The 15445-nt window shown below is 70.3% G+C and carries 14 protein-coding genes; 5 read left to right on the top strand and 9 right to left on the bottom strand.

Going from position 1 to position 15445, the window contains the following annotated elements; all coding sequences use genetic code 11:
• Positions 1 to 91: 91 nt before the first annotated feature.
• The 4 genes from ACGGCP_RS24625 to ACGGCP_RS24610 all read right to left on the bottom strand — a co-directional run bounded on the left by ACGGCP_RS24625 (position 92) and on the right by ACGGCP_RS24610 (position 4084).
• A complete protein-coding gene (locus tag ACGGCP_RS24625) occupies positions 92 to 841 on the bottom strand; it encodes a LytR/AlgR family response regulator transcription factor (protein ID WP_392970554.1) in 750 nt (249 codons plus the stop codon).
• Positions 842 to 899: 58 nt separating this feature from the next.
• A complete protein-coding gene (locus tag ACGGCP_RS24620; RefSeq protein WP_392970765.1) occupies positions 900 to 1895 on the bottom strand; it encodes a sensor histidine kinase in 996 nt (331 codons plus the stop codon).
• Between the two features lie 150 nt (positions 1896 to 2045).
• Entirely contained in the window at positions 2046 to 3725 is a 1680-nt protein-coding gene (locus tag ACGGCP_RS24615) for a cation acetate symporter (RefSeq protein WP_392970551.1), read from the bottom strand.
• Positions 3725 to 4084, bottom strand: coding sequence for a DUF485 domain-containing protein (locus ACGGCP_RS24610; protein WP_392970548.1), 360 nt, complete (start codon positions 4082 to 4084; stop codon positions 3725 to 3727). The genes ACGGCP_RS24615 and ACGGCP_RS24610 overlap by 1 nt, the downstream gene beginning before the upstream one ends.
• Positions 4085 to 4366: 282 nt before the next feature.
• Between ACGGCP_RS24610 and ACGGCP_RS24605 the strand changes: the two genes are divergently transcribed.
• Complete coding sequence (locus ACGGCP_RS24605; RefSeq protein WP_392970545.1) at positions 4367 to 4786, top strand: VOC family protein; 420 nt, start codon at positions 4367 to 4369, stop codon at positions 4784 to 4786.
• 54 nt (positions 4787 to 4840) lie between these two features.
• Here ACGGCP_RS24605 and ACGGCP_RS24600 read toward each other — a convergent pair whose 3' ends face one another.
• From ACGGCP_RS24600 to ligA, 5 genes are all read right to left on the bottom strand, one after another.
• A complete protein-coding gene (locus ACGGCP_RS24600) occupies positions 4841 to 5152 on the bottom strand; it encodes a hypothetical protein (protein ID WP_392970542.1) in 312 nt (103 codons plus the stop codon).
• Between the two features lie 58 nt (positions 5153 to 5210).
• A complete protein-coding gene (locus ACGGCP_RS24595; RefSeq protein WP_392970539.1) occupies positions 5211 to 5666 on the bottom strand; it encodes a VOC family protein in 456 nt (151 codons plus the stop codon).
• Positions 5667 to 5744: 78 nt separating this feature from the next.
• Positions 5745 to 6716: a sigma-70 family RNA polymerase sigma factor gene (locus ACGGCP_RS24590; RefSeq protein WP_392970536.1), complete on the bottom strand. Its 972-nt coding sequence runs from the start codon at positions 6714 to 6716 to the stop codon at positions 5745 to 5747.
• 106 nt (positions 6717 to 6822) lie between these two features.
• Complete coding sequence (locus ACGGCP_RS24585) at positions 6823 to 8850, bottom strand: putative bifunctional diguanylate cyclase/phosphodiesterase (RefSeq protein WP_392970533.1); 2028 nt, start codon at positions 8848 to 8850, stop codon at positions 6823 to 6825.
• Between the two features lie 337 nt (positions 8851 to 9187).
• Entirely contained in the window at positions 9188 to 11401 is a 2214-nt protein-coding gene (gene ligA / locus ACGGCP_RS24580; RefSeq protein WP_392970530.1) for an NAD-dependent DNA ligase LigA, read from the bottom strand.
• A gap of 166 nt (positions 11402 to 11567) precedes the next feature.
• Between ligA and ACGGCP_RS24575 the strand changes: the two genes are divergently transcribed.
• The 4 genes from ACGGCP_RS24575 to ACGGCP_RS24560 all read left to right on the top strand — a co-directional run bounded on the left by ACGGCP_RS24575 (position 11568) and on the right by ACGGCP_RS24560 (position 15401).
• Positions 11568 to 13004 (top strand): alkaline phosphatase PhoX, encoded by a 1437-nt coding sequence (locus tag ACGGCP_RS24575; RefSeq protein WP_392970527.1) that lies wholly within the window; start codon positions 11568 to 11570, stop codon positions 13002 to 13004.
• A 281-nt stretch (positions 13005 to 13285) separates the two neighbouring features.
• Positions 13286 to 14020 (top strand): ABC transporter ATP-binding protein, encoded by a 735-nt coding sequence (locus ACGGCP_RS24570; RefSeq protein ID WP_392970524.1) that lies wholly within the window; start codon positions 13286 to 13288, stop codon positions 14018 to 14020.
• A 1-nt stretch (position 14021) separates the two neighbouring features.
• Positions 14022 to 14759, top strand: a complete 738-nt coding sequence (locus ACGGCP_RS24565) for an ABC transporter permease (protein ID WP_392970521.1) — start codon at positions 14022 to 14024, stop codon at positions 14757 to 14759.
• 9 nt (positions 14760 to 14768) lie between these two features.
• Positions 14769 to 15401, top strand: coding sequence for a TetR family transcriptional regulator (locus ACGGCP_RS24560; protein WP_392970519.1), 633 nt, complete (start codon positions 14769 to 14771; stop codon positions 15399 to 15401).
• The last annotated feature ends 44 nt before the right edge of the window (positions 15402 to 15445 follow it).

The following is a 15445-nucleotide window of genomic DNA, read 5'->3' as shown; positions in this document are numbered from 1 at the left end:
CGGCCCCGCTGCGGGCAGGTGCAGGGCCGCGCGGCGGAGCGGGCCCGCCCGGCGCGGCCGCCGTGCCGCGTCGTCGCCTTCCTCGCCTGCCTCACCGGTGCGCGCCGCCTTCCCTGGCGGCCTGGAGGAGCCGTTCGCGCAGGAGCCGCGAGTGGCGGCGGCTGACGGGGACCTCGCCGGGCTCGGTGACGGCGACGAGCCCGGCCGAGGAGGTCACGCGCAGTTCGGTGACCGCCGCGAGGTTGATGAGGAAGGAGCGGTGGGCGCGCACGAATCCGGCTGCGTCCCAGACCTGTTCGAGGTAGGTGAGGGACTGGCGCAGGAGATGGGAGCCCTGGGTGGAGTGGAGGCGCACGTAGTCGCCGTGGGCTTCGGCGTAGGCAATGTCGTCGCGGCGCACGAACACGGTGCGCCCGGCGAGCTCGACCTGGACGACGGCGAGGTCGTCGGCCTTGTCCCCCACCGCGGGGGCGGCGCGGCGGCCGCCGATGCGGGCGACGGCCTCGGCGAGGCGTTCGGGCCGGAAGGGCTTGAGGAGGTAGTCGGCGGCGCCGAGCCCGAAGGCCTCGACGGCGTGGTTGTCGTAGGCGGTGACGAACACGATCTCGGGCGGGTCCGAGAGGCGCTTGAGGATGCGGGCGACGTCCATGCCGGTGAGGCCGGGCATGGCGATGTCGAGGAACGCGGCGTCGAACGAGCCGGAGCCGAGGAGGCGCACGGCCTCGTCGCCTCCGGCGGCGGCCACGACCTCGCCGACCGAGGGGAGCTCGGCGAGCTGCCCGGCGAGTTCGGTGCGGGTGGACGGCTCGTCTTCGACGACGAGCACGCGCAGCAGGCTCATCAGCGTGCTCTCCGGTTCGGGGGAAGGACCGCGAAGCGGCGGCGGGCGGGGATGCGGGTCATACGTGGACTCCCCTCGCGTAGCGGGGGATTCTCACCGTGGCCTTGGTCCCGGCGCCGGGGGCGGTGTCGAGCCAGAGGCCGTACTCGGGGCCGTAGACCGCCCGCAGGCGTCTGTCCACGTTGTACAGGCCGATGCGTCCTGCGCCTTCGCGGCTGCCGGTCAGGATGGCCTTCGCGGTCTCCGGCTCCATGCCCGCGCCGTCGTCCTCAACCTCGATGACACACAGCGCGCCCTCGGAGAAGCCGCGCACGGCGATGTGGCCGGTGCCGGGCTTGGACTCGAAGCCGTGCCGCACGGCGTTCTCCACGATCGGCTGCACCACCAGGAACGGGATGGGCACGGGCAGGACCTCCGGGGCGATGCGGACGGTGATGTCGAGGCGGTCGTCGAACCGGGCCCGCTGCAGCTCGAGGTAGGTCTGGACGGCCTGCAGCTCGTCGGCCACGGTGGCGTAGTCGCCGGTGTTCGCGAACGAGTACCGCAGGTAGTCCGAGAAGTCGGTGAGCAGTTCGCGGGCCCGCTCGGGGTCGGTGCGGGTGTGGGCGCTGATCGCGGCGAGCGCGTTGTGCATGAAGTGCGGCGAGATCTGGGCGCGCAGCGTGCGCAGGTCCGCTGCCGCGATGCGCTCGCGCGCCCGGTCGAGGTCGGCGTGGTCGAGCGCGGTCGCCACGAGGTGGGCGGCCTCGGCGACCTCCGCGTCGCTCACGTCCCCCGCGACGAGCAGGCACCCGGCGAGGTCCCCCGAGACGATCAGCGGCGAGCCCCGCAGCGGCGGGGCCGTGACCGGTTCGAGGACGTCCAGCGTCTCGACCAGGAGCCCTTGGGCCGCAAGCGGGTCGAGGTTCCCGGCGACGGCGAGGACGCGGTCGCAGTCGGCCAGCGCCACCGCGTCGGCCGCGAGGAGCTTCGCGAGGCGGCGGGCCGCGACGGGCGCGCCCTTGCCGGTGAGGCCGTCCGCGAGCGCCTCGCCGATCTGCCGGGAGAGCCGCAGGGCCGCGAGGGTCCCGGCGCCCACCGCCCGTCGCCGCGCGGGGACGCGGAGCGAGGCGGTGAGGCGAGCGGGGATCACATCAACACTGTAACGTGGCGCACATAATGGCGGGGAGGGCCGCCCCGGCCCTCCCCGCCTCATTGGGGCGGCTCAGTGACTCGAAGCCCGCTCAGAGCCCGCGCCCGTCAGCGCCCTCACCTGGAGGGTCGCGAAACGGTCGGTGCGGGACTCGTCGCTCATCAGCGTGCCGACCACGGCGCAGACGAGACCGAGCGGGATGGAGACCAAGCCAGGGTTCGACATCGGGAACCATGCGATGTCGACCCCTTCGCCGAGCAGCGAGGTTTCGGATCCGGAGAACACCGGAGAGAAGACGACCAGCGCGAGCGACGCGGTCAGGCCGCCGTAGATGCCCCAGAGGGCGCCACTGGTGTTGAACCGCTTCCAGAACAGGCTCAGCAGGAGCGTGGGCAGGTTCGCGGAGGCGGCCACCGCGAAGGCGAGGCCCACCAGGAAGGCGACGTTGAGGTTCTGGGCGAAGATCGCCAGGACGATAGCGACGATGCCGATGGCGATCGAAGCGAGCTTGGCGACGCCCACCTCCTCCTTCTCCGTGGCCTTGCCGTGGCGGATGACGCTGTTGAAGAGGTCGTGCGCCAGCGAGGACGACGACGCGATCACCAGGCCCGAGACCGTGGACAGGATCGCCGCGAACGCCGCCGAGGCGATGACCGCGAGCATGACCGCGCCGAGCGTCGAACCGCCCACAACCCCGCCGACCACCTCGGCGAGCTGCGGAGCGGCGGTGTTCCCGGCCGGGTTCTGAGCCGTGATCGCCTCGAAGCCGACGATCGCTGCGGCGCCGAAGCCGAGCACAAGCGTCATGAGGTAGAACGCGCCGATCAAGCCGATGCCCCAGTTGATCGAGCGGCGGGCGATCCGGGCGTCCGGGACCGTGTAGAAGCGGATGAGCACGTGCGGGAGACCGGCGGTGCCGAGGACCAGCGCGAGGCCCAGGCTCACCAGGTCGAGCTTGTTCCACATGGTCTGCACCGCGTCGCCCGGCACCTCGACGCCGTAGCGCAGCCCCGGTTCGAGGAAGGCCGCGCCCTGGCCCGAGGCCGCCGCGGCGTCGCCGAGCAGTTCGGAGACGTTGAAGCCGTACTGGGCCAGCACCATCAAGGTGAGGACCAGCGCGCCGCCGACCAGGACCATCGCCTGGAAGATCTGGACCCACGTGTTGCCCTTCATGCCGCCCAGGGCGACGTACAGGGTCATGATGAGCCCGACCAGGACGATCCCCGCGATCTTCGCGGTCGCCGCGTCCATGCCGAGATAGGTGTCGCCCTCCTTGATGCCGAGCAGCAGCGCGATGAGCGCTCCGGCGCCGACCATCTGCGCGAGCAGGTAGAAGATCGAGACGCTCAGCGTCGAGACGGCCGCGGCCGTGCGGACCGGCCGCTGGCGCATCCGGAACGACAGCACGTCGGCCATGGTGAACCGGCCGGTGTTACGGAGCATCTCGGCGACCAGGAGCAGTGCCACCAGCCAGGCGACGAGGAAGCCGATCGAGTAGAGGAACCCGTCGTAGCCGAACAGGGCGATCGTCCCGGCGATGCCGAGGAACGACGCGGCCGACATGTAGTCGGAGGCGATCGCGAAGCCGTTCTGCCAGGCCGAGAAGGAGCGGCCGCCGGAGTGGAAGTCGGCGGCGGTCTTGGTGTACCGGTGGCCCCAGATGGAGATCACGATGGTGACGGCCACCGTGAGCAGGAACAGGACCATGGTCAGAGTGCGGCCGGTGCCTTCGGCCTGGGCAAGGAGGTCCATCAACGGTGGTCCTCTCCGTAGTGGATGGCGTCGTGGAGCTCGATCGCCTTCGGGTCGTAGTTGCGGGCGGCGTAACGCGAGTAGCCCCAGGCGATCCCGAACGTGGACAGGAACTGGCCGAGGCCGAGCACCAGCGCGACGTTGACGTTCCCGAACAGGACGGTGCCCATGAAGTCGCGGGCGTACGCGGACAGGAGCACATAGAGCAGGTACCAGGCGAGGAAGGCGACCGTCGCGGGCACGATGAAGCGGAAGAGGCGGCGCTTGAGGTCGAGGAAGCGCGGGTCGTCGTGCATGGCCGCGAGCTGTTCCTCGGTGACCTCGGGCGGGGGTCCGTCGCGGGTGGGGGTCGTAGCCATCGGGCCGTTCCTCCTTGAAGGGCTTTGCCGTGCCGACGTTTCTGGCGCATGTCGGCGCGGTGACGGGTTTACAAGCAACCTAGGAGGCCCCGGCGGCAGAGGAAAGCATTGCTGTGACGCGTGTCGCCGGACCGCGCGCATCCTGCGGTGAGAGCGCCGACGAGCGGTCGGCGAACGGTCCGCGAACGGTAACGGCGGGTTTCTTTCGCGCGAACGATGAATCCGGGGAGGCGGTCTCGTCTGTACTGGTGACGGCAAACGGAACACCGAGAGGACAGCGCCATGGCGAACAAGATGATCTTCCTGAACCTGCCCGTGAACGACCTCGACGCGTCGAAGGCGTTCTACGAGGCGCTCGGCTGGGCGATCAACCCGGACTTCACCGACGAGAACGCCGCGTGCGTCGTCGTCGACGACAACATCTGCCTGATGCTGCTGACCAAGGAGTTCTACACGACGTTCGCCGAGCGGCCCATCGCCGACACCGCGGCGTTCTCGGCCGCCGCCTACGCGCTGGCCCTGCCCGACCGCGGCGCGGTCGACGAGCTCACCGACGCCGCCCTCAAGGCGGGCGGCACGGAGGAGACGGCGAAGCAGGACCGCCGCGCCCAGGAGGCCGAGGTCGGCATGTACGGCCGCACCTTCCTCGACTTGGACGGACACCAGTGGGAGCCGTTCTACATGCCTTACCCGCAGCAGTAACACCAGGAAACCCGAAGGGCCGCTTCGCAGTAGCGAAGCGGCCCTTCGTGCGTGTCAGGTCGGCGGCGGACCCGCGGGCGGGTGTCCGGGCGGAGCCTGGGTTCCGGACGGCGGCTGCGGCGGGTAGCCGGGGGGCGGATAGCCCTGCGGCGGGTACTGCTGCTGCGGGTAGCCCTGCGGCGGGTACGGCGGCTGCTGCAGCTTCCGCTTCGAGGAGTTGGCGACGAGCACGATCGTCACGACGACCGCGGCGACCACCGCGAACAGGCCGAGCAGGATGAGTATGTGCCAGGGTTTCAGGGCGCCCAAGTCGAGGCCTCCGCCCGTGGGCTCGGGGGACGGGGATTCATCGGGAAGCTCCTCCAATGCGGACTCCGATCAGGGGTGCGGGCAGGGCACCCTCCATCATGCCAGGTCGGAGCCGTCAGGAGTGGACGCAGAACTCGTTGCCTTCGGGGTCCTGCATGACGATCCACTGGGCGGGGCCCTCCTGGAGGCGTTCGGAGTGGCGGGTGGCGCCGAGGGCCTCGAGGCGCTCGGCCTCCGAGTCGATGTTGTCGAGGCCGACATGGAGGTCGAGGTGGAGGCGGTTCTTCACGGTCTTGGGCTCGGGGACCTGCTGGAAGAGGATCCGCATGCCCTTCCCGGCGTCGGAGGCCTCGTCGAAGGGGTCGTCGGGGTTGCGGATCGCGGCGAGGGTCTTCCACGCGTGGCGGCCGTCGACCTCGGTGAGGAGGTCCTCGGTGATGATCCCCTGCGCGAGGAGGCCCGCGATGAAGGACGAGTGGTCCTCGAGCTTGTAGTCCATGGCCTCGGCCCAGAAGGCGGCCACGCGGTGCGGGTCGGCGCAGTCGACGACGATCTTGAAGTGAACAGGCATACCGACACCGTATGACGCGGGTGTGACAGTGTCCGCCGAAAGCGAAGGCCGCCCCGCACCGGCGGGGCGGCCTCGGCGCTATTCGCGGTACTCGGCCGGGAGGCCGAAGAGCGGGAAGAGCTTCGGGGTGTCCAGGAAGTAGTTGAGGCCCGAGATCTTGCCGTGGTCGAGTTCGAGCACGGTGATCGACCAGGGCTCCCACAGGCCGGGCGTGCCGCTCGGCTTGTAGTGGCCGAAGGCCGGGAGGCCGTTGGCGCTGACGGGCACGAGCTTGGAGTTCTCGCAGCCCTTGCCGGTGGTGAGCATGAACTCGGCGACGCTCGCGTGGCCCTGGACCCACAGCGGGATCGGCGGCATCGAGAGCGCCACGTCCTGCGTGCACAGGGCCGTGAGCGCGTCCATGTCGTAGGCCTCGAAGGCACTGACGTAGCCGTCGACGAGCTTGCGGAGGTCCGCGTCGTCGATCTCGTAGGACTCGCTCGGCTTCAGGTGGACCTGCTCCATGGTGGCCTTGGCGCGCTGGAGCGCCGAGTTGACGCTGGCCGGGCTCAGCTGCAGGGCCTCGGCGGTCTCAGCGGCCGAGAAGCGCAGGACCTCGCGCATGAGCATCACCGCGCGCTGCTTCGCGGGCAGGTGCTGGACGGCGGCCACGAACGCGAGCCGGAGCGTGTCCTTCGCTTCGGCGGCGGCCGCCGGGTCGGCGCCGAACGCCATCGAGTCCGGGATCGGCTCGACCCACATGTAGTCGGGCTCGGGCGCGGGCAGGGGCGAGCCTGCGTCTGAGGCCGGGGCCAGGTCCATCGGCCGGGCCCGGCGCTGCGGGCCCTTGAGCATGTCGAGGCAGACGTTCGTGGTGATCTTGTAGAGCCACGAGCGCAGGGAGGAGCGGCCTTCGAAGGAGCCGTGGGACTTCCACGCCCGCGTGAAGGCCTCCTGCACGGCGTCCTCGGCCTCGAACGAGGAGCCGAGCATGCGGTAGGCGTACGCGCAGAGTTCGCGCCGGTGGGGCTCGAACTCGGCGAGCACGTCGTCGGAGATCGCAACGTTCATGGGCCTAGCCTCGCACAGGGCGCCGACATTCCCCGAGACGGTTTCGGAAATCTGATCCCGCAGGCCGCAGGGTGTCCGTTTGCTCCCTTGTGGCGCAAGGAAAACGCTATTTGTCCCGCTGGTGGTCGGCCATCCAGCGCTCGAACGCGTCGGCGGCCATCGGCTTGGCGAAGTGCCAGCCCTGACCGGCGTGGCAGTTCCAGTCCTCGAGCTGCTTGCGGACCTTCTCGTCCTCGACGCCCTCGGCGACGACCTCGACGTCCAGGGCCCGGCCCAGGTCGATCGTGGTCGAGACGATCGCGGCGTTGTCGGGGTCGTCGATCAGGGTCGTCACGAAGGACTTGTCGATCTTGATCTCGGTGACGGGCAGCCGGCGCAGGTGCTGCATCGAGGAGAAGCCCGTGCCGAAGTCGTCGAGGCTGATGCCCACGCCGAGGTCGGAGAGGCGCTGCACGTTGACGACGACCCGCCGCGGGTCGGCCATGAGCGCCGACTCGGTGATCTCGAGCTGGAGCTTGCGGGCGTCCACGCCGTACGCGTCGATGCGCTCGGTGAGGAAGTCGGTGAACTCGGGCGACTGCAGGTCGCGCACCGAGACGTTCACGGCCATGCGCAGGTCGTAGCCCGACTCGTTCCAGGACCGGAGCTGGCGCAGGGCGATGTCGACGACCCGCTCGGTGAGCATGCGCATCACCGAGGAGTGCTCGGCGGTCTCGATGATCTCGGCGGGGTTGACGATCCCGCGCTCGGGGTGGTGGTAGCGCAGCAGGGCCTCGGCGCCGATGACCTCGCCGTCGACCAGGCGCACCTGCGGCTGGTAGTAGAGGTTCACGCCGGGCGTGTCGGGGTGGTCGAGGGTGCGGCGCACGTCGCCGAGGAGGAGGAGCCGCTCGGGCGAGTTGTGGTCGAACTCGGGCGCGTAGCGGGCGAACGAGGAGGCGCGCTGCTTCGACTCGTACATCGCGATGTCCGCGTGGCGGAACAGGGTCTGGAAGTCCGAGCCGTCGTCGGGGTAGACCGCGACGCCGACCGAGCCGTCCACTTCGACGCTCGCGTCGCCGAGGACGATCGGCGCGTCCAGTCGGGCGCGGATCTCGCGGGCGCACTCCATCGGGTCGGTCATGCCGTCCAGTTCGGACCACATGAACGCGAACTCGTCGCCGCCCAGGCGCGCGATGGCCTTGCCCTTGGGCTTGTCCGCCTCGAAGCGGTGCGCGAGCTCGATGAGGAGCTGGTCGCCGACCTCGTGGCCGAGCGCGGAGTTGACGTCCGCGAACCGGTCGAGGTCGAGGATGAGGACGGCCACGGCGGTGCCGGTCTCGCCCGCGTCGGTGAGCTTGCCGTCGACGGCCTGCTGGAAGCCCTTGCGGTTGAGCAGGCCCGTGAGCGGGTCGTGGTCGGCCTGGCGCTCGCGGTCGGCGGCGGTCTGGAGGATGCGGTACACGGCGAAGATGGGGATGGCGGAGGCCGCCACCAGCCACCACGAGGACATCGCCGCGGTCGCGACGATGGGCGCGATCGCGACCTGCGTGGCGCGCAGGGCCCACTCGCTCTTGAACCACTGCCAGAACAGGTCGAACCAGCCGTCGCCGGTGCGGAGGCTCTGGCGGCCCGCGACGAGCGCGAAGCTCGTCAGGGTCCACACCGACCCGGCCGCGAAGACCGCGAGGAGCTGCCCGGCCGAGCCGGTCCAGGCCTCGGCCCCGGTGAGCGAGTCCCAGACCCACCAGCCGAGCACAAGCGCCGCGCCCTGCTGGGAGATGTTGAAGACCGCCCGCCAGGCGGAGGCCTTGAGCTGCACCATCAGCATGCCGATGGCCGCGGACTGGACGATGAGCGCGGGCAGGAAGCCCCAGGTGATCATGGTGGCGAGGACGTAGACCAGGTAGATGGAGGCCATCGGCGACATCCACAGGCCGCCCCAGCGGGTCGGGCGCAGCTCGGCGATCATCGCGAGGCCGGCGGTGAGCCAGAACGCGAAGGGCACGCCGAACCAGCCGCCCTCGGGCGCGCTGCTCGCAACGGTCACGGCGACGGAGCCGACGACCGCCAACACGGCGACCGCGGCCATGAAGCCGTAGTACCGGCCCGGATGCTCTCGAGGCGCAGTGTTGCGCATGAGCGTCGTGGCCATTTCGCTCCTCCCACTGCCGCGCCGTCTCCGGGGAACGCGCCAGAATCCCCCGGTGCCGGTCGCGGCCGACTCCTCTGTCATATCGCGAATTCGTCTCCCAGACAACGCCGGGAGCACATGCGGCACACTTGTGACCAGGCGCGACATGCCAATTACAGAAACCGTTATCCGGTGTTCACCACAGCGTCTCCCGCGGCCGGTTCCAGGCTCGGCGGCCCTTTCGGGCGATGGGCGCCGAGCCGTTGGTACGACAAGGGGCAAGCATCCACGAGATGACTCTGCCCTGAACTAACGAGTCTCCCCCCGTGAAGGAATACGGATCGTTACTAACTTGTGATCATTCTGGGTCGGTCTCGGCATCAGATGTTTCCGGCAGCGACAACCCGTCTTCGAGCAGCGCCGCGAAATCCTCACCGGTGACGATCGAGACGCCGAGCGCGACGGCCTTCTCGTACTTGGATCCGGGCTTGTCCCCCGCCACGACCGCACTGGTCTTCTTGGACACCGAGCCGGAGACCTTGCCGCCGCGGGCCTTCACGGCCGCGGCCGCGCCCTCGCGCGTGTAGTCCGGGATGCCGCCGGTGATGACCACCGTAAGGCCCTCCAGGGTCTGCGGCAGCGCCTCGGACGGGTCGGGCGCGTCGTCCTGCATCCGCACGCCCGCCTCGCGCCAGCGCTCGACGATCGCCCGGTGCCAGTCGACGGCGAACCAGTCCTTGATGGCGGCGGCGATGGTGGGGCCGACGCCGTCGACGCCGGCCATCTCGGCCTCGTCGGCGTTCGCGATGCGGTCGAGGTCGCCGAAGTGCTCGGCGAGGGCCTGGGCGGCGACAGGGCCGACATGGCGGATCGAGAGCGCGTTGACGACGCGCCACAGCGGCTGCCGCTTGGCGGCCTCGAGGTTCTCGAGCATCTGGACGGCGGTCTTCTTCGGCTCGCCGCTCTGGTTGGCGAAGTAGGCGACGACCTTGTCCTCGCCGGTCTTCGGGTCCTGCTTGGGCATGCCCGTGTCGGGGTCGCGGACGACGACGCGGATCGGCAGGAGGTCCTCCATCTTCAGGTCGAAGACGCCGCCCTCGTCGACGAGGACCGGGTCGGCGCCGAGCGGTTCGACGAGCGCGGCGCACGCGATGTAGCCCATGCGGTCGACGTCGAAGCAGGAGCGGCCCGAGAGGTAGGCGAGGCGCTCGCGGAGCTGGCCGGGGCAGGAGCGGGCGTTGGGGCAGCGCAGGTCGACGTCGCCCTCTGCGGCGGGGGCCAGGACGCTGTCGCACTCGGGGCAGCGCTCGGGCATGACGAACTCGGTCTCGTCGCCGGTGCGGACGGCCTCGACGGGCGCGACGATCTCGGGGATGACGTCCCCGGCCTTGCGGACGACGACGGTGTCGCCGATGCGGACGCCCTTGGCCTTGACCTGGTCGGCGTTGTGGAGGGTCGCGAACTCGACTTCGGAGCCCGCGACGCGCACGGGCTCGAGCACGGCGTACGGGGTGGCGCGGCCGGTGCGTCCGATGGAGACCTTGATGTCGAGGAGCTTCGTGTTGACCTCCTCGGGCGGGAACTTGTAGGCGACGGCCCAACGGGGCGTGCGGGAGGTCGCGCCCAGGCGCCGCTGCACGGCCATGTCGTCGATCTTGATGACGACGCCGTCGATCTCGTGGACGAGCTCGTGCCGCTGCTCGCCGAACTCGGCGATGTACTCGAACGCCTGCTTCACGGTGCCGACGACGCGCCAGTACGGGCTGACGGGCAGGCCCCAGGCGTCGAGCGCGGCGTAGGCGTGCGACTGCGAGTCCGGCTCGAAGCCGCGCAGCGCGCCGAGGCCGTGCGCGATGAAGCTGAGCGGGCGCTCGGCGGTCTTCGCGGCGTCCTTCTGGCGCAGGGACCCGGCGGCGGCGTTGCGCGGGTTCGCGAACGGGGCCTTGCCCGCGGCGACCTGGGACTCGTTGAGGCGCGCGAAGTCGGCGCTGGGGAAGTAGACCTCGCCGCGCACTTCGAGGAGCTCGGGCACGTCGAAGCCGTCGGCGGCGGCGAGGCGCTGCGGGACGGCCTCGATGGTGGCCACGTTCGCGGTGACGTCCTCGCCGGTGACGCCGTCGCCGCGGGTGGCGGCGCGGGTGAGGCGGCCGTTCTCGTACACGAGGTCGACGGCGAGGCCGTCGATCTTGACCTCGCAGAGGTAGGGCTCGTCGGGGACCTCGGCGGTGATCCTGTCGGCCCAGGTCTGGACCTCGTCGAGGCTGAAGACGTCTTGGAGGCTGAGCATCTTCTCGAGGTGCTGCACGGGGGTGAACGCCGTGGAGAAGGTGCCGACCTGCTGGCTCGGCGAGTCCTCGTTCTTCAGCTCGGGGTAGGCCGTCTCGAGGTCGACGAGCTCGTGCATGAGCTCGTCGAACTGGCTGTCCGAGATGGTGGGCGCGTCTTCGGCGTAGTACCGGCGGCGGTGCTCGGTGATCTCCACCGCCAGGTCCTCGTGTCGCGCGCGGGCGCGGTCGAATGCGGGGCCTGCGGTCCGGTCGGTGCCGTCCGGTTCTGCGTCATGGGTGCTCACGGCCCCATTGTGTCAGCTGGGTACGACGTTTCGGGGAGGCCGAAGCCTTATGCAACCGGTCACCTTGCGTTCACGTCGTGCTTGCCTCGCCAACCCCGTGGAACGGAAGGATCGGCCGCGTACGGCCCGTACAGCCCCTCTTACGCCCCGCTCAAAGGAGTCCGGAATGGCGATCACGTCGATCGGCGGCTCGAACCGCCGCAGCTTCCTGCGCCGCGGCGCGACAGCCGCGGGCGCGAGCCTCTTCGCGGTCGCCGCCATGGAGGGCCTCGCGGTCCGCGCGGCCCACGCGAAGGACGGCGAGAAGGACCGCGACTGCCCCGACAACGGCGGCTACGGCGAGCTGCGGGAGCTGACGCGGACCGACCCCGAGACCGGCTTCTCCCAGACCCTCTGGCTCCCTGAGGGATTCGACTTCAAGGTGTTCGCGGTCGCCGCGTCCCCCATGCGGGACGGCTTCCGCACGCCGCTCGCGCACGACGGCATGGCCTGCTTCCCGACCGGGCGGCGCGGCCAGTGGCGGCTCGTGCGCAACCACGAGGAGCGCAACGAGCCCGGCGCGGGCGTCCCGGCCGGGAGCCCGGAGTTCCGCTACGACGCGCTCGCGGGCGGCGGGACCACGACGATGAGCGTTCGCTGGGAGGACGGCGAGCCGCACTTCACGGAGGCCTGGCAGTCGCTGTCGGGCACGATCGTGAACTGCGCGGGCGGGCCGACCCCGTGGGGCTCGTGGCTCTCGTGCGAGGAGACCACGGCCGGGAAGGGCGCGGGCTGGGCGGCCGAGCACGGGTACGTGTTCGAGGTGCCCTCGGCCGAGGACGGCGAGACGGTTCCGGTGCCGCTCAAGGAGATGGGCCGCTTCGTGCACGAGGCGGTCGCGGTGGACCCGCGCTCGGGCGTGGTCTACGAGACCGAGGACCAGAACACGGCCGGGTTCTACCGGTTCCTGCCGAACGTCCCCGGCGACCTCGCCGAGGGCGGGCAACTGCAGATGCTCAAGATCGCCGACGAGTGGAACTACGACACCCGCACCGGCCAGCGCGCCGGGAAGGGCCTGTACGTGGAGTGGGTCGACATCGACGACCCGGACCCGGCCGACGCCGAAGAGGACCCGCTGGCCGTGTTCAACCAGGGCTGGGCGCGGGGCGCGGCGGTGTTCGGGCGGCTCGAGGGCTGCTTCTACGGCGACGGCGCGGTCTACATCGCGTCCACGTCGGGCGGCGACGAGGGCGAGGGCCAGCTGTGGGAGTACCGGCCGCGCGGGCACAAGGGCGGGACGATCAAGCTGGTGTTCGAGTCGCCGGACGCGGAGCTCCTGTCCTATCCGGACAACATCACGGTGTCGCCGGGCGGGAACCTGATCCTGTGCGAGGACACGAGCCGGGACCTGCCCGCGATGCGCGGCCTGACGCGGGACGGGGAGATCTTCCCGCTGGTGTACCACGAGGGGAGCACCGAGTGGTGCGGCGCGGCGTTCTCGCCTGACGGCAAGGTGCTGTTCGCGAACATGCAGGGCGCGACGCGGGGCACGCTGGGCGACCCGGCGCTGGAGCCGGGGCGGACGGTCGCGATCTGGGGGCCTTGGAGCAAGGGCGTCCTCTAGGAACTTCATCTCCCGAGTGGCGGTCCGGCCGCGCGCACGTCCCCGTGCGCGGCCGGATCGCCTTTTTCGCTCTCCGGACGATGTCGAGCCTCCAGTGAGGGGCCGGATCGCTCCTTTCTTGGGCCGGGCCGCGCGAGACGCCCTCGAACCGCCAGCCGGTCCGGCCGGATCGCCTTTTCGCTGCACTGCGGCGGTTCGGCGTGTCACACTCAAGGTAATTCACTAGTCGATGAATTAGTGGTACGCTGAATTCATCAATCGATGAATTACTGGAGGCTCCGATGCCACCCACCACCCCCGACGCCGCCATCGCGGTCGACGACCTCGTCGTCGACCGGGGCGGGCAGCCCGTCCTCAGAAACGTCTCGACCCGCATCGCCGCCGGGTCCGTCACCGGCCTGCTCGGCCCCTCGGGCTCGGGCAAGACCACGTTCATCCGCGCCGTCGTCGGCACGCAGAAGGTCAAGTCCGGCACCGTGAACGTTCTCGGCCACCCTGCTGGCGCCAAGCCCCTGCGCAGCCGCGTCGCGTACGTGACCCAGGACGCCTCGATCTACCCGGACCTGTCGGTGAAGGCGAACGTCGCCTACTTCGCGGCCCTCTACGGCCGCAGCCGCTCCGAGGCCATGGGCGCGATCGAGCGCGTCGGCATGGGCGACCACGCGCACAAGCTCGCCGCGAACCTCTCGGGCGGCCAGAAGACCCGCACGTCGCTCGCGTGCGCGCTCGTCATCGAACCCGAGGTGCTCGTCCTCGACGAGCCCACCGTCGGCCTCGACCCGGTCATCCGCGAGGAGCTGTGGGACCAGTTCCGCGAGCTCGCGAAGCAGGGCGCGACCCTGCTCGTCTCCAGCCACGTCATGGACGAGGCCGACCGCTGCGACCGGCTCCTGCTGCTGCGCGAGGGCCGCTTCATCGCTGACGACACCCCCGCCGACCTGCGCGCCGCCACGGGCACTGCGAACCTCGAAGCTGCCTTCCTCCACCTCATCCGCGAACTCGAGAAGGCGAACTGACATGTCGCTGCGCATCACTTTCATCACCGCCGGGCGGATCCTCCGGCAGCTCCTCAACGACCGGCGCACCGTCGTGCTCATCCTCGCCGTGCCGAGCCTGATGATCGCGCTCATCTCCGCCATCATGGACGCCGCGCCGCAGGTGTTCGACACCGTCGGGCTGATCCTGCTGGCGTTCTTCCCGTTCATGATGATGTTCATGATCACCTCGATCACGCTGCTGCGCGAGCGCACCGGCGGGACCCTGGAGCGGCTGATGACCACGCCGACAGGGAAACTCGACCTGGTGTGCGGGTACGCGATCGCGTTCGGCGCGGCCGCAGCGGCGCAGACCGCGATCGCGGCGACCGTGGCGTTCGCGTTCCTCGGGCTCGACACGGCCGGTCCGGTGTGGGCGGTGTTCCTCATCGCGATCGTCGCCGCGCTGTTCGGGATGGCGTTGGGGCTCTTCGTGTCCGCGTTCGCGACCACCGAGTTCCAGGCGATCCAGTTCATGCCCGTGTTCGTCGTCCCGCAGCTGCTGCTGTGCGGGCTGATCTGGCCGCGGGACCAGATGGCCGGCTGGCTGCAAGGGGTCTCGGACGTCCTGCCGGTCACGTACGCGGTCAAGGCGCTCACCGAAGTGCAGGTCAACACCGAGATCACGGCCGCCATGTGGGGCGACCTCGCGATCGTGGCCGCTGCGGCGCTCGTCGCAACGGCGCTCGGAGCCGCGACGCTGCGGCGGCGCACGAACTAGGGTTCACCCGTGGCCAGAACGAAGCGCGCCGGACGGCGGTCAGGCAATCCCGACACGAAGGCCGAGATCCTGGCCGCCGCGCGGCGGCTGTTCGCCGAGGAGGGGTTCGAGTCGGTCTCCATGCGGCGCATCGCCTCCGAGGCCGGGGTCGACCCCTCGCTGATCCACCACTACTTCGGATCGAAGGACGACCTGTTCCTCGCCGCCATCGAACTGCCGATGGACCCGGCCCCTGAGGTCGCGGCCGTCCTCAGCGCGGGCGGGGTCGAGGGCGCGGGCGGGCGGCTCATGAAGGCGTTCGTGGCGATCTGGGACGGCCCGCACCAGGAGAAGCTGCTCGCGGTGGTCCGCACGAGCCTCTCGAAACCCGCGATGTCGTTCGTGCTGCGCCAGCTGTTCGAGCACCGGATCGTGAAGACAGTGGAGGACATCCTCGGCGACGAGGTCGACCGCGTCCCGGCGCGGGCGAGCTTCATCGCCAGCCAGGTGTTCGGCCTGGTCGTGGCCCGGTACATCCTCAAGCTCGAACCGGTCGCGTCGCTGAGCCCCGACGAGCTCGCCGAGACCATCGGGCCGACCATCGACCGATACCTGACCATGCCCGTCGAGCACCTGGGCGAAGTCGAGCGCCCTCGAATGTGACGGCCGCTCGCGTGGGTTCCGGTCGGTCGCGGCCGGTGCCTAGA

Source organism: Glycomyces sp. NPDC048151 (genome assembly GCF_043202775.1).
Taxonomy (GTDB): domain Bacteria; phylum Actinomycetota; class Actinomycetes; order Mycobacteriales; family Micromonosporaceae; genus Glycomyces.
The sequence above is the reverse complement of the archived record's forward strand: the minus strand, read 5'-3'. Positions and strand labels throughout refer to the sequence as shown.

Excerpts from the sequence above, each read along its gene's own strand:
- ACGGCP_RS24625 (WP_392970554.1), bottom strand. The coding sequence starts at position 841 with ATGAGCCTGCTGCGCGTGCTCGTCGTCGAAGACGAGCCGTCCACCCGC.
- ACGGCP_RS24615 (WP_392970551.1), bottom strand. The coding sequence starts at position 3,725 with ATGGACCTCCTTGCCCAGGCCGAAGGCACCGGCCGCACTCTGACCATG.
- ACGGCP_RS24610 (WP_392970548.1), bottom strand. The coding sequence starts at position 4,084 with ATGGCTACGACCCCCACCCGCGACGGACCCCCGCCCGAGGTCACCGAG.
- ACGGCP_RS24605 (WP_392970545.1), top strand. The coding sequence starts at position 4,367 with ATGGCGAACAAGATGATCTTCCTGAACCTGCCCGTGAACGACCTCGAC.
- ACGGCP_RS24595 (WP_392970539.1), bottom strand. The coding sequence starts at position 5,666 with ATGCCTGTTCACTTCAAGATCGTCGTCGACTGCGCCGACCCGCACCGC.
- ACGGCP_RS24590 (WP_392970536.1), bottom strand. The coding sequence starts at position 6,716 with ATGAACGTTGCGATCTCCGACGACGTGCTCGCCGAGTTCGAGCCCCAC.
- ACGGCP_RS24585 (WP_392970533.1), bottom strand. The coding sequence starts at position 8,850 with ATGGCCACGACGCTCATGCGCAACACTGCGCCTCGAGAGCATCCGGGC.
- ACGGCP_RS24575 (WP_392970527.1), top strand. The coding sequence starts at position 11,568 with ATGGCGATCACGTCGATCGGCGGCTCGAACCGCCGCAGCTTCCTGCGC.
- ACGGCP_RS24570 (WP_392970524.1), top strand. The coding sequence starts at position 13,286 with ATGCCACCCACCACCCCCGACGCCGCCATCGCGGTCGACGACCTCGTC.
- ACGGCP_RS24565 (WP_392970521.1), top strand. The coding sequence starts at position 14,022 with ATGTCGCTGCGCATCACTTTCATCACCGCCGGGCGGATCCTCCGGCAG.